The organism is Streptosporangium sp. LJ11 (assembly GCF_051918945.1).
Taxonomy (GTDB): domain Bacteria; phylum Actinomycetota; class Actinomycetes; order Streptosporangiales; family Streptosporangiaceae; genus Streptosporangium.
Map to the genome: position 1 here is coordinate 14,136 of NZ_JBPXMB010000010.1, position 15,379 is coordinate 29,514.

General features: G+C 70.6%; 11 protein-coding genes and 1 tRNA gene. 10 read left to right on the plus strand and 2 right to left on the minus strand.

What is annotated here, in order from left to right; all coding sequences use genetic code 11:
- Nucleotides 1-88 precede the first annotated feature (88 nt).
- Both ppdK and ACTOQ3_RS16365 read left to right on the plus strand, forming a co-directional pair.
- Nucleotides 89-2,731 (plus strand): pyruvate, phosphate dikinase, encoded by a 2,643-nt coding sequence (gene ppdK, locus ACTOQ3_RS16360; RefSeq protein WP_440084232.1) that lies wholly within the window; start codon nucleotides 89-91, stop codon nucleotides 2,729-2,731.
- Between the two features lie 255 nt (nucleotides 2,732-2,986).
- Nucleotides 2,987-4,219, plus strand: a complete 1,233-nt coding sequence (locus ACTOQ3_RS16365; RefSeq protein WP_440084234.1) for a deoxyguanosinetriphosphate triphosphohydrolase — start codon at nucleotides 2,987-2,989, stop codon at nucleotides 4,217-4,219.
- Between the two features lie 102 nt (nucleotides 4,220-4,321).
- On the opposite strand, the gene ACTOQ3_RS16370 is transcribed toward ACTOQ3_RS16365, so the two are convergent.
- Nucleotides 4,322-5,176 (minus strand): M23 family metallopeptidase, encoded by an 855-nt coding sequence (locus tag ACTOQ3_RS16370; RefSeq protein ID WP_440084235.1) that lies wholly within the window; start codon nucleotides 5,174-5,176, stop codon nucleotides 4,322-4,324.
- A gap of 235 nt (nucleotides 5,177-5,411) precedes the next feature.
- Here ACTOQ3_RS16370 and dnaG point away from each other — a divergent pair, with 235 nt between their 5' ends.
- The 4 genes from dnaG to ACTOQ3_RS16390 all read left to right on the plus strand — a co-directional run bounded on the left by dnaG (nucleotide 5,412) and on the right by ACTOQ3_RS16390 (nucleotide 10,506).
- A complete protein-coding gene (dnaG, locus tag ACTOQ3_RS16375; protein WP_440084236.1) occupies nucleotides 5,412-7,265 on the plus strand; it encodes a DNA primase in 1,854 nt (617 codons plus the stop codon).
- Between the two features lie 152 nt (nucleotides 7,266-7,417).
- Nucleotides 7,418-8,554, plus strand: a complete 1,137-nt coding sequence (gene rpoD / locus ACTOQ3_RS16380; RefSeq protein ID WP_362677942.1) for an RNA polymerase sigma factor RpoD — start codon at nucleotides 7,418-7,420, stop codon at nucleotides 8,552-8,554.
- A 192-nt stretch (nucleotides 8,555-8,746) separates the two neighbouring features.
- Nucleotides 8,747-10,048 carry an MGH1-like glycoside hydrolase domain-containing protein gene (locus ACTOQ3_RS16385; RefSeq protein ID WP_440084237.1) on the plus strand — a complete coding sequence of 434 codons (1,302 nt, stop codon included), beginning with the start codon at nucleotides 8,747-8,749 and terminating at the stop codon, nucleotides 10,046-10,048.
- Entirely contained in the window at nucleotides 10,045-10,506 is a 462-nt protein-coding gene (locus ACTOQ3_RS16390; RefSeq protein WP_440084238.1) for a hypothetical protein, read from the plus strand. Before ACTOQ3_RS16385 ends, ACTOQ3_RS16390 begins: the two co-directional genes overlap by 4 nt.
- Before the next feature lie 265 nt (nucleotides 10,507-10,771).
- Here ACTOQ3_RS16390 and ACTOQ3_RS16395 read toward each other — a convergent pair whose 3' ends face one another.
- A complete protein-coding gene (locus ACTOQ3_RS16395) occupies nucleotides 10,772-11,083 on the minus strand; it encodes a YtxH domain-containing protein (RefSeq protein ID WP_440084239.1) in 312 nt (103 codons plus the stop codon).
- Between the two features lie 170 nt (nucleotides 11,084-11,253).
- On the opposite strand from ACTOQ3_RS16395, the gene ACTOQ3_RS16400 reads away from it, so the two are divergent.
- From ACTOQ3_RS16400 to ACTOQ3_RS16415, 4 genes are all read left to right on the plus strand, one after another.
- Nucleotides 11,254-11,329 (plus strand) — tRNA-Asn (locus ACTOQ3_RS16400).
- Between the two features lie 273 nt (nucleotides 11,330-11,602).
- Nucleotides 11,603-12,832, plus strand: a complete 1,230-nt coding sequence (locus tag ACTOQ3_RS16405) for a nitric oxide synthase oxygenase (RefSeq protein WP_440084240.1) — start codon at nucleotides 11,603-11,605, stop codon at nucleotides 12,830-12,832.
- A 235-nt stretch (nucleotides 12,833-13,067) separates the two neighbouring features.
- Complete coding sequence (locus ACTOQ3_RS16410) at nucleotides 13,068-14,243, plus strand: agmatinase family protein (protein ID WP_362846562.1); 1,176 nt, start codon at nucleotides 13,068-13,070, stop codon at nucleotides 14,241-14,243.
- Nucleotides 14,243-15,373: an ABC transporter substrate-binding protein gene (locus ACTOQ3_RS16415; RefSeq protein ID WP_440084241.1), complete on the plus strand. Its 1,131-nt coding sequence runs from the start codon at nucleotides 14,243-14,245 to the stop codon at nucleotides 15,371-15,373. Before ACTOQ3_RS16410 ends, ACTOQ3_RS16415 begins: the two co-directional genes overlap by 1 nt.
- Nucleotides 15,374-15,379 lie beyond the last annotated feature (6 nt).

Genomic DNA, 15,379 nt, shown 5'->3' on the forward strand with positions numbered 1-15,379 from the left:
GGTGAGTGCCGTTTCATCGTCTTGTTCGTCGGTAGAGTCCGGAGAGAGGCGGAACCAGACGCCGATTGAAGTCGCAGAAGGAGCAACCGTGCCGAAGTACGTTTACGACTTCACCGAGGGCAACAAAGATCTCAGGGACCTGCTCGGCGGCAAGGGAGCGAACCTCGCCGAGATGACCAACCTCGGGCTGCCGGTGCCCCCCGGCTTCACCATCACCACCGAGGCGTGCCGGAGCTTCCTCGCCGACGGGGTCCTTCCCGAGGGGATGCAGGAGGAGGTCTCCGAGCACCTGTCCGCCCTGGAGGCCGCGATGGGCCGACGGCTGGGCCAGGCCGACGACCCGCTCCTGGTGAGCGTGCGCTCCGGAGCCGCGTTCTCCATGCCCGGCATGATGGAGACCGTCCTCAACATCGGGCTCAACGACGACTCGGTCCACGGGCTGGCCAAGCAGGCGGGCGGCAACGAGCGCTTCGCCTGGGACTCCTACCGGCGCCTCATCCAGATGTTCGGCAAGACCGTCCAGGACATCGACGGCGAGCTCTTCGACAACGCCCTGGAGGAGCTCAAGGACGGCCGCGACGACCTGGAGCTGGAGGCGGCCGACTTCAGGCGCCTGGTCGCGACGTACAAGGAGATCGTGCGCGCCAAGACGGGCGAGGACTTCCCCGCCGACCCGTACCGGCAGATGCGCATGGCGGTGGAGGCCGTGTTCGCGTCGTGGAACGCCCCGCGCGCGGTCCTGTACCGCCGCCAGGAGCGCATCCCGGCCGACCTGGGCACGGCGGTCAGCGTCTGCTCGATGGTCTTCGGCAACTGCGGCATGGACTCCGGCACCGGGGTGGCCTTCACCCGCGACCCCGGCACCGGCCAGCAGGGCGTGTACGGCGACTACCTGCAGAACGCCCAGGGCGAGGACGTGGTCGCGGGCATCCGCAACACCATGCGGCTGCAGGAGCTGGAGGGCATCGACAAGCCCGTCTACGACGAGCTCATGCGGACCATGAAGACGCTGGAGGACCACTACCGCGACCTGTGCGACATCGAGTTCACGGTCGAGCGCGGCAAGCTCTGGATGCTCCAGACCCGGGTGGGCAAGCGGACCCCGGGCGCCGCGTTCCGTATCGCCGTGCAGCTCGTCGACCAGGGCGTGATCGACCTCGACGAGGCCGTGACCCGGGTGACCGGCGACCAGCTCGCCCAGCTCATGTTCCCCAGGTTCGCCGAGGACGCCGGCAGCAAGGTGATCGCCAGGGGGATGAACGCCTCGCCGGGCGCGGCCGTCGGCAAGGCCGTCTTCTCCACGCCCAGGGCCGTCGAGCTCGCCGAAAGCGGAGAGGCCGTCATCCTGGTCCGCCGCGAGACCAACCCCGACGACCTGGCCGGGATGATCGCCGCCCAGGGCGTGCTGACGAGCCGCGGGGGCAAGACCTCGCACGCCGCCGTGGTCGCCAGGGGCATGGGCAAGACCTGTGTCTGCGGCGCCGAGGAGCTGGAGGTCTCCGCCGCGGACCGCGCGTTCACCATGGCCTCCGGCCTCGTGGTCTCCGAGGGCGACGTCATCTCCATCGACGGCACCAGCGGAGCCGTATATCTCGGCGAGGTGCCCGTGGTCCCCTCCCCGGTCGTGGAGTACTTCGAGGGCTCGGGCGACCGGGACGACGAGCTCGTCCGCGCCGTGCACCGGATCATGTCCCACGCCGACGGGGTACGCCGGATGGCCGTGCGCGCCAACGCCGACACCGCCGAGGACTCCGCCAGGGCGCGCAGGTTCGGCGCCCAGGGCATCGGGCTCTGCCGCACCGAGCACATGTTCCTCGGCGACCGTCGCGGCCTGGTCGAGGACCTGGTGCTGGCCACCTCCGCCGAGGAGCGCGAGCGGGCGCTGGCCGCGCTGGAGCCGCTGCAGCGGGCGGACTTCACGAAGATCTTCCAGGCGATGGAGGGCATGCCCGTCACGATCCGCCTGATCGACCCGCCGCTGCACGAGTTCCTGCCCGACTACACCGAACTGTCGGTGCGGGTCGCCCTCGCCGGTGACGCGGCGGAGGAGAAGGACCGCAGGCTCCTGGTCGCGCTCAAGCGGCTCCACGAGGAGAACCCGATGCTGGGCCTGCGCGGCGTCCGGCTCGGCCTGGTCATCCCCGGCGTGTTCGCCATGCAGGTCCGGGCGATCGCGGCGGCGGCCAAGGCGGTGCCCGGCAGCCGTCCGGAGATCATGATCCCGCTGGTGGCCGCCGTCCAGGAGCTGGAGCACGTCAAGGACGAGGCGCGGCGGATCCTGGAGGAGACCGGCGTCGACGCGCTGATCGGCACGATGATCGAGGTGCCCCGCGCGGCGCTGACCGCCGGGCAGATCGCCGAGGCCGCCCAGTTCTTCTCCTTCGGCACCAACGACCTGACCCAGATGACCTGGGGCTTCTCCAGGGACGACGTCGAGGCGGCCTTCTTCGCCAAGTATCTGGAGCTCGGCGTCTTCGGCGTCTCCCCGTTCGAGACCCTGGACCGCGACGGCGTCGGCAGGCTCGTCGAGATCGCCGTCGAGCAGGGCCGCGCGACCCGTCCCGACCTGAAGCTGGGCATCTGCGGCGAGCACGGCGGCGACCCGGACTCGATCCACTTCTGTCACCAGGCCGGTCTCGACTACGTGTCCTGCTCGCCGTTCCGCATCCCGGTCGCCCGGCTGGAGGCCGCCCGCGCCACCCTGGTGTGCGGCGGTTCCGACACCCGCTGACCCCCGCCCACTTCGCGAGGCGCTCCGGCACCACCGGAGACGACGCCCCGCGGAGCCGGTCCCCGCGGCCCGCCCCACCCTCACCGGGGCGGCCGCGGGCCCGGTACGCGCCACGCCAGCGCGGTCGCGCTCCTGGCGGGCCTCCCCCGACGGGCCGCTCGTACGGGTGGGGAACGGCGGCACGCGCCCGGTGACCAGGTGTTTTCCCGCCGTTCGGCATGGCAGGGCCCTTTCGCGGATAAAATCAGTGCACTTATGCATGGCTATGACGAACACGATCAGGCCAGGTGGGTGCCGGAACCGCCCGGCAACCCCGGCCGAAGCCCGTTCGAGCGCGATCGGGCACGGGTGCTGCACAGCGCCGGGCTCCGCAGGCTCGCCGCCAAGACCCAGGTCGTCGGCCCGGGGGAGACCTTCGGCAGTGGCCAGCACATCCCCCGCACCCGCCTGACCCACTCCCTGGAGTGCGCGCAGATCGGCCGCGAGATGGGGGAGACCCTCGGCCGCAACCCCGACCTGGTGGAGACCGCCTGCCTGGCCCACGACCTCGGCCACCCGCCGTTCGGCCACAACGGGGAGACGGCGCTCAACGAGCTCGCCGCCGGGTGCGGAGGCTTCGAGGGCAACGCGCAGAGCCTGCGCCTGCTGACCCGGCTGGAGGCCAAGGTCGTCACCGAGGACGGCCGCAGTGCCGGGCTCAACCTCACCCGCGCCTCCCTGGACGCCGCCGTCAAATACCCGTGGACCCGCGAGAGAGGCGCCAAGTACTGCGTCTACGACGACGACACGACGGTCTTCGAGTGGATCAGGGAGGGCGCGCCGGAGGGACAGGTCAGCTTCGAGGCCCAGATCATGGACTGGGCCGACGACGTCGCCTACTCCGTACACGACCTGGAGGACGCCCTGCACTCCGGCGGCGTGGTCCTGGAGGCGATGCGCGATCCCGCCGAGCGCCGCGACGTCTGCGCGACCACCCGCGAGTGGTACGCCCCCGACGCCGAGCCCGGCGAGCTGGAGGACCTCTTCGGACGCCTGATCACCCAGCCGCTCTGGCCCCGCCACTTCGACCGCTCACTCGCCGACCTCGCCGCGATCAAGGGGCTGACCAGCTCGCTCATCGGCCACTTCTGCAAGTCCGCGGAGGTCGCCACCCGCGAGGCGTACGGGCCGGCGGCCGGCCGCTACAGCGCCGACCTGATCGTGCCCAGGGCCACCCGGCTGGAGTGCGCGCTGCTCAAGGGGGTCACGGCCCACTACGTGATGGCGAGCGACGCGCACAACGCCAACCAGGCCAGGCAGCGCGAGCTGATCCACGACCTGGCCCACCACATCATGCTGGGCGCCCCCGGCACCCTGGAGCCCGCGTTCAGGCCCGCCTTCGCCAGGGCCGGCGGCGACGGCGGCCGGCTCCGCGTGGTCGTCGACCAGATCGCCTCGCTCACCGACACCTCCGCCGTCGCCTGGCACCGCGCCCTGGCGGCCCGCTGACCGGGCCGTGTCACGTTCCCTGGGCCGGCCCGGCGCCCCTCCACGAGGCCCGGTGCCCCGTACCGGGCGGTGTCGTGGACGAGCCTGTCGCGGGCCGCCGTGTCACGTTCCCGGGGCCAGGGTGCCGGTGCCGCCCAGCGGGATCTGCTCCGGCTCCGGCGGCTTCGGCTTCCTGGTGGGCTTCTTCGTCGGCTGCGGTTTCGACGCGCACAGGGTGAAGCACCGGGGAGCCGCGCCGGTCTGGTTCATCACGGCCTGCATCTCCTCCCTGGGGGAGAGCGTGGGGTTGCCCTTCAGCCAGGCGTCCAGGTAGTTCCAGGGCTTGACCATGCCCCGGCGCACCCACCACATCGAGGGGGAGGTTTTCCAGGAGATCGCGAAGTAGAGGTTGCTGGCGGTCGAGCGGGCGTTGCCCGAGTTGCCGATCTGGCCCAGGACCTGACCGGCGCTGACGCGCAGTCCCGGCCTGATCCCCAGGGCGACCTTGTCCAGGTGGCCGCCGAGGTAGCGCACGCCGTCGTCGCCGATGACCGTGACGAACCGGCCCTCCCGGTCGGCGCCGCGGTCGGTGGAGGGCTTCCACCGGTTCTTGGTGTTGACCTCGTCGACCACGCCGTTCACCGGCGAGACGAACGAGCAGCCCTTGCCGGCCCAAATCGTGGTCTTGGGCAGCACCAGGAGCCTGCTCTCGTAGGTGACCGAGCAGCCCTTCACCGGGAAGGCGTAGGTGTGCTTGGAGACCTTCGGCGGCGGGACCCGAACCGGCGGGTCGGCCTTGGGGCGGTCGACCGCGGTCCGGGGGGCCGGGGTCGGGGTCGCCTCGGGTATGGTCGCGGTGACCGACGAGGCCGGTGACCCGGCCGCGGACTCCGTCCCGGGGGTCGGAGCCGCCGTGCCGATGCCCGCAACCCCGCCGGGCGACGCGCAGGCTCCGGTGACGAGCACCGCGCCGGTCACAGCGGCCAATCGTGCTATATGCCCCGATCGCATGATCTCCACCCGCGTACATTATCGAGAATCCGCCTTTACCTTTGTAACCGACGTCCTGGTTGGTCACGACCACTTCGGGAAAGTCATCGTTCCTCCTGTCCCTCCCGTCTCGGCAGTAGCGCCCCGGCCTGCCGGAAGATCGCGGCGAGGGCGGGCGCACTCGTCGCCCCGACCTGTCGGGGGGCCGGACTAGACTCGCGGCGTGGCAGGCCGGATCAGTGATGAGGACATCGCGCTCGTACGGGAGCGCTCGCCGATCGCCGACATCGTGGGCGAGCACATCCAGCTCCGCAACGCGGGCGGCGGCAACCTGAAAGGGCTCTGCCCCTTCCACGAGGAGAAGAGCCCGTCCTTCAACGTGACCCCCACCCGGGGTTACTGGTACTGCTTCGGCTGCGCCGAGGGCGGTGACGTCATCACCTTCGTCCGGCGCCTGGAGCATCTGTCGTTCGGCGAGGCGGTCGAGCGGCTGGCCAACCGGGCCGGCGTCCAGCTCCGCTACGAGCAGGGCGGCTACGTCCCCGGGCGCGAGCAGGGCGAGCGCATCCGCCTGATCGAGGCCCACCGGGCGGCGGCGGAGTTCTACGTCTCGAAACTGTCCGCCCCCGACGCCGCGATCGGGCGCAGGTTCCTGTCGGAGCGCGGGTTCGAGCGGGTCGACGCCGAGCGCTTCGGCGTCGGATACGCCCCGGCCGAGTGGGAGGCCCTCTCACGGCACCTGATGGCGCGGGGCTTCACCACCGCGGAGCTGATCAAGGGCGGGCTGGCCAAGGAGGGGCGGCGCGGCCCCATCGACCGCTTCAGGGGACGGCTGGTCTGGCCCATCCGCGACATAACCGGCGACGTCATCGGTTTCGGCGCACGGAAATTGAACGATGCCGAAGACGGGCCTAAATACCTGAACACCCCGGAAAGTCCGCTCTACAAGAAGAGCGAGGTCCTCTACGGCGTCGACCTGGCCAAGCGCGAGATCTCCAAGCGCTCCCAGGCCGTGATCGTCGAGGGCTACACCGACGTGATGGCCTGCCACCTGTCGGGCGTGCCGACGGCGGTGGCCACCTGCGGCACCGCGTTCGGCGAGGAGCACATCAAGGTGCTCCGGCGGCTGCTGCTCGACCAGTCGGGGTCGCGCGGCGAGGTGATCTTCACCTTCGACGGTGACGCCGCGGGCCAGAAGGCGGCCCTGCGCGCCTTCGCCGACGAGCAGAAGTTCGTCACCCAGACCTTCGTCGCCGTGCAGGCCGACGGCCTCGACCCGTGCGACCTGCGCATCAGGCACGGCGAGGCGGCCGTGCGCGACCTGATCGCCGGTCGGGAGCCGCTGTTCGCGTTCGCCATCCGCAGCGTGATCTCCCGCTACGACGCGAGCACCAACGAGGGGCGGCTCTCCGCCCTCGACGCCGCCGCCCCGATCGTGGCCGGCATCAAGGACAGGTCCCTGCGCCGGCTGTACGCCGTCGACCTCGACCGGTGGCTGGGCTTCAACAACGAGCAGTTCGTCCTCGACCGGATCACCGAGGTCTCCGCGGCGGCCCAGCCGCGCGCCCAGCAGCGCCCCGCGGGGCCCCGCAAGGTCGCCGACCTCACCGATCCCGGCGTACGGACCGAGGCGGAGGTGCTGCGGCTGGCCGTGCAGCGTCCCGCGCTGCTCGGCCCGGCCTTCGAGGCGCTGGGAGCAGAGGCGTTCACGCTTCCCGAGCACGCGGCCCTCTACCGGCTGATCGTCGGCTCCGGCGGCACCGCCACGGCGGGGCAGGGCGGGCGAGAGTGGGTCGACCTGCTGCTCGGCGGGGCCGAGGACGCCCTGCGCGGGGTCGTCACCCGGTTCGCCGTGGAGGAGCTGCGCGCCGACCTGGCGAGCGAGGAGCGCTACGCCTCGGCCATGCTGGCGGCCCTGGAGCTCGTCTCGGTGGCGCGGGCCATCGAGCGGCTCAAGTCGAGGATGGAGCGGACGAACCCGGTCGACGAGCAGCAGGAGTACAACCGGCTGTTCGGAGAACTGGTCGCGCTGGAACAGCAGCGGCGGGTGCTCAGGGATCGTGCCGCCGGGAGCTGACGGCGTAATTGGCATTAATATCCGCGGGATGTTTCCACCAAACCCGAATAAGGTCTCGATCCGATAATGATCGCGGCCTTACCTCCGGTGACAAAAATAGGTCTGCCATTTAGGGGACCCAATACAGCAGACTGTCTCCCGTGGGTGCATCGGTGCTGCCAAGTGGGCCGCCATCGGTAGACCAGGTGGCCGACCTCGTTACGAAGGGAAGGGAGCGCGGAAGCGTCACGGTCGATGACGTGGCCGCCGCTCTCGACAAGTCCGAGCTGCCGTCCGACGCGCTCGAACGCGTCGTCCGCATGCTCGCCGAGCACGGAGTGGAGGTCCTCGAGCCCCAGGGCGACGAGGAGCCCGTCCGGCCCGATGAGGAGGATGTCGGGAAAAGGGCCCCGACCAGCGATCTTGTCCGCATCTACCTGCGGGAGATCGGTCGCGTGCCCCTGCTCACGGCCGAGGAGGAGGTGGAGCTCGCCAAGTCCATCGAAGCGGGCCTGTTCGCCGAGGACAAGCTGACCAGCGTCGTCTCGCGTCTGGTCTTCCCGGAGTTCAAGGAGCTCGCCTGGCAGGGCACGCGGGCCAAGCAGCGGCTGATCGAGGCCAATCTGCGGCTGGTCGTGTCAATCGCCAAAAGATATGTGGGACGCGGGATGCTGTTCCTGGATCTCATCCAGGAGGGCAACCTCGGCCTCATCCGGGCGGTCGAGAAATTCGACTACACCAAGGGCTACAAGTTCTCCACATATGCCACCTGGTGGATTCGCCAGGCGATCACCAGGGCCATCGCGGACCAGGCGCGCACCATTCGGATTCCGGTGCACATGGTCGAGACGATCAACAAGCTGGTACGGGTCCAGCGCCAGCTCCACCAGGACCTCGGCCGCGAGCCCGCGCCCGAGGAGATCGCGATGGAGATGGACCTGCCGATCGATCGGGTGATCGAGATCCAGCGGATCGCCCAGGAGCCGGTCTCCCTCCAGTCGCCGATCGGCGAGGAGGACTCCGACCTCGGAGACTTCATCGAGGACGCGGACGCGGTGGTGCCGATGGAGGCGGCGGCCTTCATCATGCTGCAGGACCAGCTCGACGACATCCTCGCGACCCTCTCCGATCGCGAGCAGCGCATCATCCAGCTGCGCTTCGGGCTCGCGGACGGGCATCCCCGGACCCTGGAGGAGGTCGGCAGGGAGTTCGGCGTGACGCGCGAGCGCATCCGGCAGATCGAGTCGAAGACCCTCGCCAAGCTCAGGCACCCGACGAGGGCGCAGATGCTTCGCGACTACCTCGACTGAGGAGCCACACGGCGCGGGCCCCGGGAACCTCCGTTCCCGGGGCCCGCGCCGTTGCGCGGGGCCTGTTGTGATCGTCGTGGAACCTCCGTTCCCGGGGCCCGCGCCGTTCCTGGGGCCGTGCCGCGCCCCTCTTCGGCGCATTCGAGGCAGGCCGGGCTGTTCTCCTGACCGATACAGGCGCAGACTGGGCGAATGGAGTCGCGAGCGGCGGTCGACGACGCCGCGCTCGGGCGCGAGGCGTGGTCCGTGCTCGACGCGAACTGGACGGGGTCCGCGACCGTCCCCGCGCCCGGCCTCTACCCCCACCAGTGGAACTGGGACTCCACCTTCGTCGCGATGGGCCTGGCCCGCTGGGACACCCGCAGGGCCGGAACCGAGCTGATCAGCCTGCTGGCGGGGCAGTGGGGCACCGGGATGGTGCCGCACATCGTCTTCCGCCCCGTCCGCGCGGAGGGCTACTTCCCCGGCCCCTCGGTCTGGCGCTCCCCGGACCATCCGGCCTCTCCCAACGCCGTGTGCACCTCCGGGCTGACGCAGCCGCCGCTGCACGCGCTGGCCCTGTGGTGGATATGGCGGCACGCGGCCGACCGGGACACGGCCGTCGCCCTCGTACGGCGGATCTACCCGATGCTGGCCGCCCAGCACGACTACCTCGCCGCGTCCAGGGACCTCGGCGGGGGAGGGCTGGCCGCGATCGTGCACCCGTGGGAGTCCGGGATGGACGACAGCCCCGCCTGGGACGCGCCGCTGGAGGCGCTGCCCCCGGTGCGCCACGCCTACCACCGGCGCGAGGAGCCCCCCGAGTGGCATCCCGACAGCCGCCACGACCGCTACATGGCCCTCGTCCTGGCCTACCGGGACTCCGGCTACGATCCGGCCTACCTGCGGGACGAGCACCCGTTCGCGGTCGAGGACCCGATGTTCAACGGGATCTGGCTCGCCTCCTGCCAGGCCCTCGCCGAGCTGGCCCCGGTGGCGGGCGCGGACGCGGGCCCGTACCGGGAGGCGGCGGAGCGGATCCGTGCGGCGCTGCTGGAACGCCTCTGGGACGACGGCGTCTTCCGCGCCCGCGACCTGCGCGGCGGGCGGCTCAGCCCCGTCTGCACGGTCGGCTGTTTCGGGCCGATGCTCGACCGGGAGATGCCCGCCGACCGGGTCGCGGAGCTGGTGAGGGTGCTGGAGTCGGCTCGCTTCATGGGAGCCGCCGGATACCCGGTGCCGAGCTGCGAGATCCGCGCCCAGCAGTTCGACCGGTCCTGCTACTGGCGCGGGCCGTCCTGGGTGAACACCAACTGGCTGTTGCGGCGGGCGGCGGGCGCGCACGATCTGCCGGGACTGGTGCGGCTGCTCGGCTCGGGCACCCTGCGCCTCGTGCGGCAGGCGGGCTTCCGCGAGTGCTTCGACCCCTTCGACGGCAGCGGGCGGGGCAGCAGGGACTTCTCCTGGTCGGCCGCGCTCACCCTCGACCTGCTGGCGGATACCGTGGAACGGTGAAGCTCTTCAATCGCATGCCCTCCGAGGTCCGCGCGGCCCTCGCTCCGGGTGACCGGGTGCTCGTCTACGCCGAGGGGCCCGACGGCTACGTGATCGCCGCGGACAAGGCCCTCTACCTGGGCGGTGAACGCCTGCCCTGGTTCCAGGTGGATCGCGGGGTGTGGGACGAGGAGGGGCTGACGGTCGGCACCACCGACGGGCGGTCGCACCGGGCGCTGCTGCCCGAGCCCGGCCGGATCCCCGAGGCCGTGCGGGAGCGGGTGACCGCCTCGATCGTGGTCAACCAGTACGTTCCGCTGGACGCGCGAGGAGGGGTGCGGCTGGTGGCGAGGAAGACCGACGCCGACCGGCTGATCTGGGAGTTCGTCTTCGACGCCGGTCTCGATCCGGAAGATCCCGGCCTGCGCGCCCTCGCGGAACAGGCGCTCGAGGAGACACGCCGGAGCTTCGGCGTCTGAGACGCCGGAGCCGGGCCGCCCGGGGCCGATCGGCTGAACCGGCTGAAACTTCCCATTTCGGTATGAGGACCTATGTTCCGGTACGGGCCGGGTTTCCGGGTGAGCCGGGCTCCCGTACGAACCGGGTTCTCGAAGAAGCCGGGTTTCCGGGTGGGCCCGGGAGTGGGTGAAGATCGGCCCCGGACACGCGAAAGGCCCCTGGAGGGGCCTTTCGCACCGGCGGGCCGTTCCCGGCCCGTGAGTGCCGACGGGGCGGCTGGAAAGATCAGTAGGGCGCGTTGGTCCTCTGGTTTTCCGGCCAGCCGGTGCCCGTGTCGTCGTGCTCGTCGCCGTGCCAGCCGTTGGCGGAGCGCAGGAACGGCAACCGGTTCCTGGCCACGTCGCTCACCTTGGTCCTGGCCACGCCCGTCGCCTTGGAGACCTTGGCGCCCATCAGGCCGGCCGTCTCCTGCACGGTGGGGTTGTCGGAGATCCGCTGGGCCAGCCCCTTGATCTGTTCGTAACGTTCCCGGCCGGCACGGCTCCCCAGGACGTAGCCGACCGCGAATCCCAGCCCGAGCATCAGTCGATAACGCATGTCCACCTCCACAAGCATGTTCCGCGGACCCTGTCCTGTGATCACTCGCGGATCGCCTCGTCTCGCACCTACCCCGGAGTATCGATGCGACACACACCCATGGAGTGCGCTAATCTATTCCTGCGCCGCAAGGAACGGGGAACACCCGGTCCGACCAGCGCAAAGCGCAATCCCGTGTAGCTCAATCGGCAGAGCAGCCGGCTGTTAACCGGCAGGTTATAGGTTCGAGTCCTATCGCGGGAGCCAGTCGAAAGGCCCCGGAAGCCCCGCTTCCGGGGCCTTCGTCGTCTCTCGTTCCGATTCAGGTGGCCTCTCGCGTCGCGATTCGCCGGACAAACCACGGTGAATCACAGAAAATGAGGAACGCCGCGCCCGGTGCCGCCCTGATCGCGGCGAGTGAGCCGATGCGCGGTTGCCGCGGACAACAGCGATCGCAGCGGGGAAGGGCCGCCGCGTTCAGGGCACCGCGCCGCCCGGAACGGTCGTCGTGCCCGTGAGCCACAATTGGTGGTTTTTTCTGTGCTGACCTGGCGAAGGTCCCGGCGGCGTGCGCCGGATCCGATCTATGACGTCCCCGGCGTCCCTGACGTTCTCGGGGTCCCCGGGATCCTCGGTGGTGTCCCCGAGGTGCCCCCGGTCGACGTGGCGGCGGCCGAGGACTACCTCGAGCTGTTCCACACGGAGAATCCCGGGGCGGGAGTACTGCGGGAGCGCCTGCGCGAGGTCCGGCAGGAGATCGCCAGGACCGGGACGTACACGCACACTCCCGGCGAGCTGATCTTCGGCGCCAGGGTGGCCTGGCGCAACAGCGGCAGGTGCATCGGACGCCTGTACTGGCGCTCGCTGCGGGTGCGCGACCGGCGGCACGTCACCACGGCCGAGGGGGTCGCCGTCGAGTGCGTGAACCACCTGCGGGACGCGGCGCCGAGTCGCCGGATCCGCCCGACGATCACCGTTTTCCCGCAGGACCGGCCGGGGGCCCCGGGGCCGCGGATCTGGAACGAGCAGCTCATCCGCTACGCCGGGTACGCGATGGAGGACGGCTCTGTCGTCGGTGACCCCCGCTACACCGATTTCACCGCGATGCTGCGCGAGTTCGGCTGGCCCGGCGGTCCCGGAAGTCCCTTCGACGTTCTCCCGCTGGCGGTCTCGGTGGGGGACGGGCCGCCGCTGCTGTCCACGATCCCCGGCGACGCCGTGCTGGAGGTCGCGCTCTCGCACCCCACCCACCCGTGGTTCGAGCAGCTGGGACTGCGCTGGCACGCGGTGCCGGTCATCTCGAACATGTGCCTGGAGATCGGCGGGATCTGCTACCGGGCGGCCCCGTTCAACGGCTGGTACATGGGTACCGAGATCGGCGCCCGCAACCTGGCCGACACCGACCGCTACGACCTGATGCCGCTGATCGCCCGGCGCATGGGACTGGACACCGAAAGCGACCGCTCGCTCTGGCGGGACCACGCGCTGGTGGAACTGAACGTGGCCGTCCTGCACTCCTTCGAGCGGGCGGGGGTGACGATGACGGACCACCACACCGAGTCCAGGCACTTCCTGATGCATCTCGAACGCGAGGAGAGGGAGGGACGGGTCTGCCCGGCCGACTGGACCTGGATCGTTCCCCCCATGTCCTCCTCGGCCACGCCGGTCTTCCACCGCTACTACGAGGACCGGCTGCTGTCGCCGAACTTCGTCCACCATCCGGACTCCATGGAGCGTTCACTCGGTCACCGGACTGCAACGGGGGGTTAATCCGGAGGAAACGTACCGGCGATGCACTTGCAGTGACCCACCTCATGGTGGGGCGCACCTAGGGTTCCGCCGCCGCCGACGCCGCGCGCCACGATCGTGAGGTCGTACGGCGTCGGCGCGGGACTGGTCCGAGAGGTGCAGGCGGCCACGCGGCCGTTCCACGGCGGGACAAAAGCCCGGGAGGCCGGCCGATCCCGGCTGCCCTCCGGCCGGGTTCCGAGCTGATCGGAGCTCCATGCACTGGCACCCGTCCGCTTCCGACCCCGCCCGCCAGGGTCCTTCCGGCGCGGCCCCCTCGGGGCCCGGCCGGTACGGCCCCGAGGCCCGCTTCGCCGTCGAGCGCGAGGCCGAACTGCCCACCACCAATTGGGAACGCGAGGTCGCCTGGGCCCTGGAGGTGGGCCTGCAGGGCGCCGACTCCATCGTCGACCGGCGCATCCCGACCTTCTCCCGGGGAGAGTTGCCGCACTTCGCGGGGATCAACACCTTCCTCAAGGCCCCGTACGTCGAGGACGTGCGGCGCTGCGGGGAGTACGACGTGGCGATCCTGGGCGCGCCGTTCGACGGCGGCACGACCTACCGCTCGGGCACCCGCTTCGGCCCGCAGGGGATCAGGAAGATCTCCGCCCTGTACGGGCCCTACAGCTTCGAGCTGGGGGTGGACCTGCGCGAGTCGATCACGATGGCCGATCTCGGGGACGTGTTCACCATTCCCGGCAACATCGAGAAGACCTTCGACCAGATCTCCAAGGCCGTCTCGCACGTCTACTCCAGCGGGGCCTTCCCGGTCGTCCTGGGCGGCGACCACTCCATCGGGTACCCGACCGTGCGCGGCGTGGCCGAGCATCTGTCGGGCAATCTCGGGATCATCCACTTCGACCGGCACGTGGACACCCAGGAGACCGACCTCGACGAGCGCATGCACACCACGCCGTGGTTCCACGCGACCGACATCCCCAACGTGCCGCCGCAGAACCTGGTGCAGATCGGCATCGGCGGCTGGCAGGCGCCCCGGCCGGGGGTGAAGGTCGGCCGCGAACGCGGCACCACGATCATGACGGTCACCGACTGCGTGGAGATGGGCATCGAGGCGGCGGCCGAGCGCGCGCTGGAGGTCGCCTGGAAGGACGCCGAGGCCGTGTGGCTCTCCTTCGACGTCGACTGCCTGGACGCCGCGTTCGTCCCCGGCACCGGCTGGCCGGAACCCGGAGGCTTCCTGCCGCGCGAGGTCCTGAAGTTCATCCAGATCATCGCCGACGCGGCGCCGCTGGCCGGGATCGAGGTCGTGGAGTGCTCGCCGCCCTACGACAACGCGGAGATCACCTCGTTGATCGCCACCCGCGTCATCTGCGACACCCTCGGCTGCCTGGTCCGTTCCGGGCACCTGCCCGCGAGGAAGGGAGCCTCCTGATGCTCCGCCGCCCGCTCGTCACCCTCCGCTCACTCGGCCTGTTCGGTTCGCGGCGTTCGTCCCGTGCGCTCGGCCCGCTCGGTTCGTTCCCCTCGTTCCCCCGGCCTCGGTCGCCCCGGTCGCCGCTCTCGCTTCGCCTGCTCGTCCCGCTCTGCCTGCTCGCGGCCTGCGCGGCGTGCGCGTCCACCCCGGGAGGGGCCGCCGAGCCCGCCGCCCCCGGCGGGAAGAAGACGCTCACGCTGGGCTTCTCCGCCTGGCCCGGCTGGTTTCCCTGGCAGGTCGCCCAGGAGAAGGGGTTGTTCGCCAAGAACGGCCTCGAGGTCGAGCTGAAGTACTTCGACAGCTACACCGACAGCCTGACCGCGCTGGCCACCGGCAACGTCGACGCCAACAGCCAGACGCTCAACGACACCATCGCCTCGGTGTCCGGCGGGGCGAAGCAGACGATCGTGCTGGTCAACGACAACTCCACCGGCAACGACCAGATCATCGCCAGGTCCGGCGTCTCCACGGTGGCCGACCTGAAGGGGAAGACCGTCGCGGCCGAGCAGGGGACGGTCGACCACTACCTGCTGCTGCTCGCGTTGCGGAAGGCGGGGCTGACCGAGAAGGACGTCACCTTCAAGCCGCTGCCGACCGACGCCGCCGCCGCGGCCTTCAAGGCGGGCCAGGTGGACGCGGTCGGCGTGTTCGCACCCTTCACCACCACCGCCCTGGAGCTGCCCGGTTCGACGGCGATCGCCACCTCCAAGGACTTCCCCGGGGCCGTCCCCGACCATCTGGTGGTGGCGACCTCACTGGTCGCCGAGCGGCCGCAGGAGGTGCAGGCGCTGGTGAAGACCTGGTTCGAGACCCTGGAGTGGATCGCCGCCAACAAGGCCGACGCCACCGCGATCATGGCCAGGCGGGCGGGGGTGAGCGAGGCCGACTACGCGAGCTACGACGCGGGGACCACGATCTTCTCCCTGGAGGACAACCTCGCCGCCTTCGAACCGGGTGACACCGGCGATCGCCTCGGCCACCAGGCCGCCCTGATCGCGAAGTTCCTCGTCGACTCGGGCCTGGCCGACACCGAGCCCTCGCTGGACGGCCTGTTCGAGCCGAAGTTCGTCAGGAGTCTCAAGCCGTGATCCGTC

Bases quoted from the DNA above. Each gene is read 5' to 3' on its own strand.
- ACTOQ3_RS16365 (WP_440084234.1), top strand. From the start codon at position 2,987: ATGCATGGCTATGACGAACACGATCAGGCCAGGTGGGTGCCGGAACCG.
- ACTOQ3_RS16385 (WP_440084237.1), top strand. From the start codon at position 8,747: ATGGAGTCGCGAGCGGCGGTCGACGACGCCGCGCTCGGGCGCGAGGCG.
- ACTOQ3_RS16395 (WP_440084239.1), bottom strand. From the start codon at position 11,083: ATGCGTTATCGACTGATGCTCGGGCTGGGATTCGCGGTCGGCTACGTC.
- ACTOQ3_RS16410 (WP_362846562.1), top strand. From the start codon at position 13,068: ATGCACTGGCACCCGTCCGCTTCCGACCCCGCCCGCCAGGGTCCTTCC.
- ACTOQ3_RS16415 (WP_440084241.1), top strand. From the start codon at position 14,243: ATGCTCCGCCGCCCGCTCGTCACCCTCCGCTCACTCGGCCTGTTCGGT.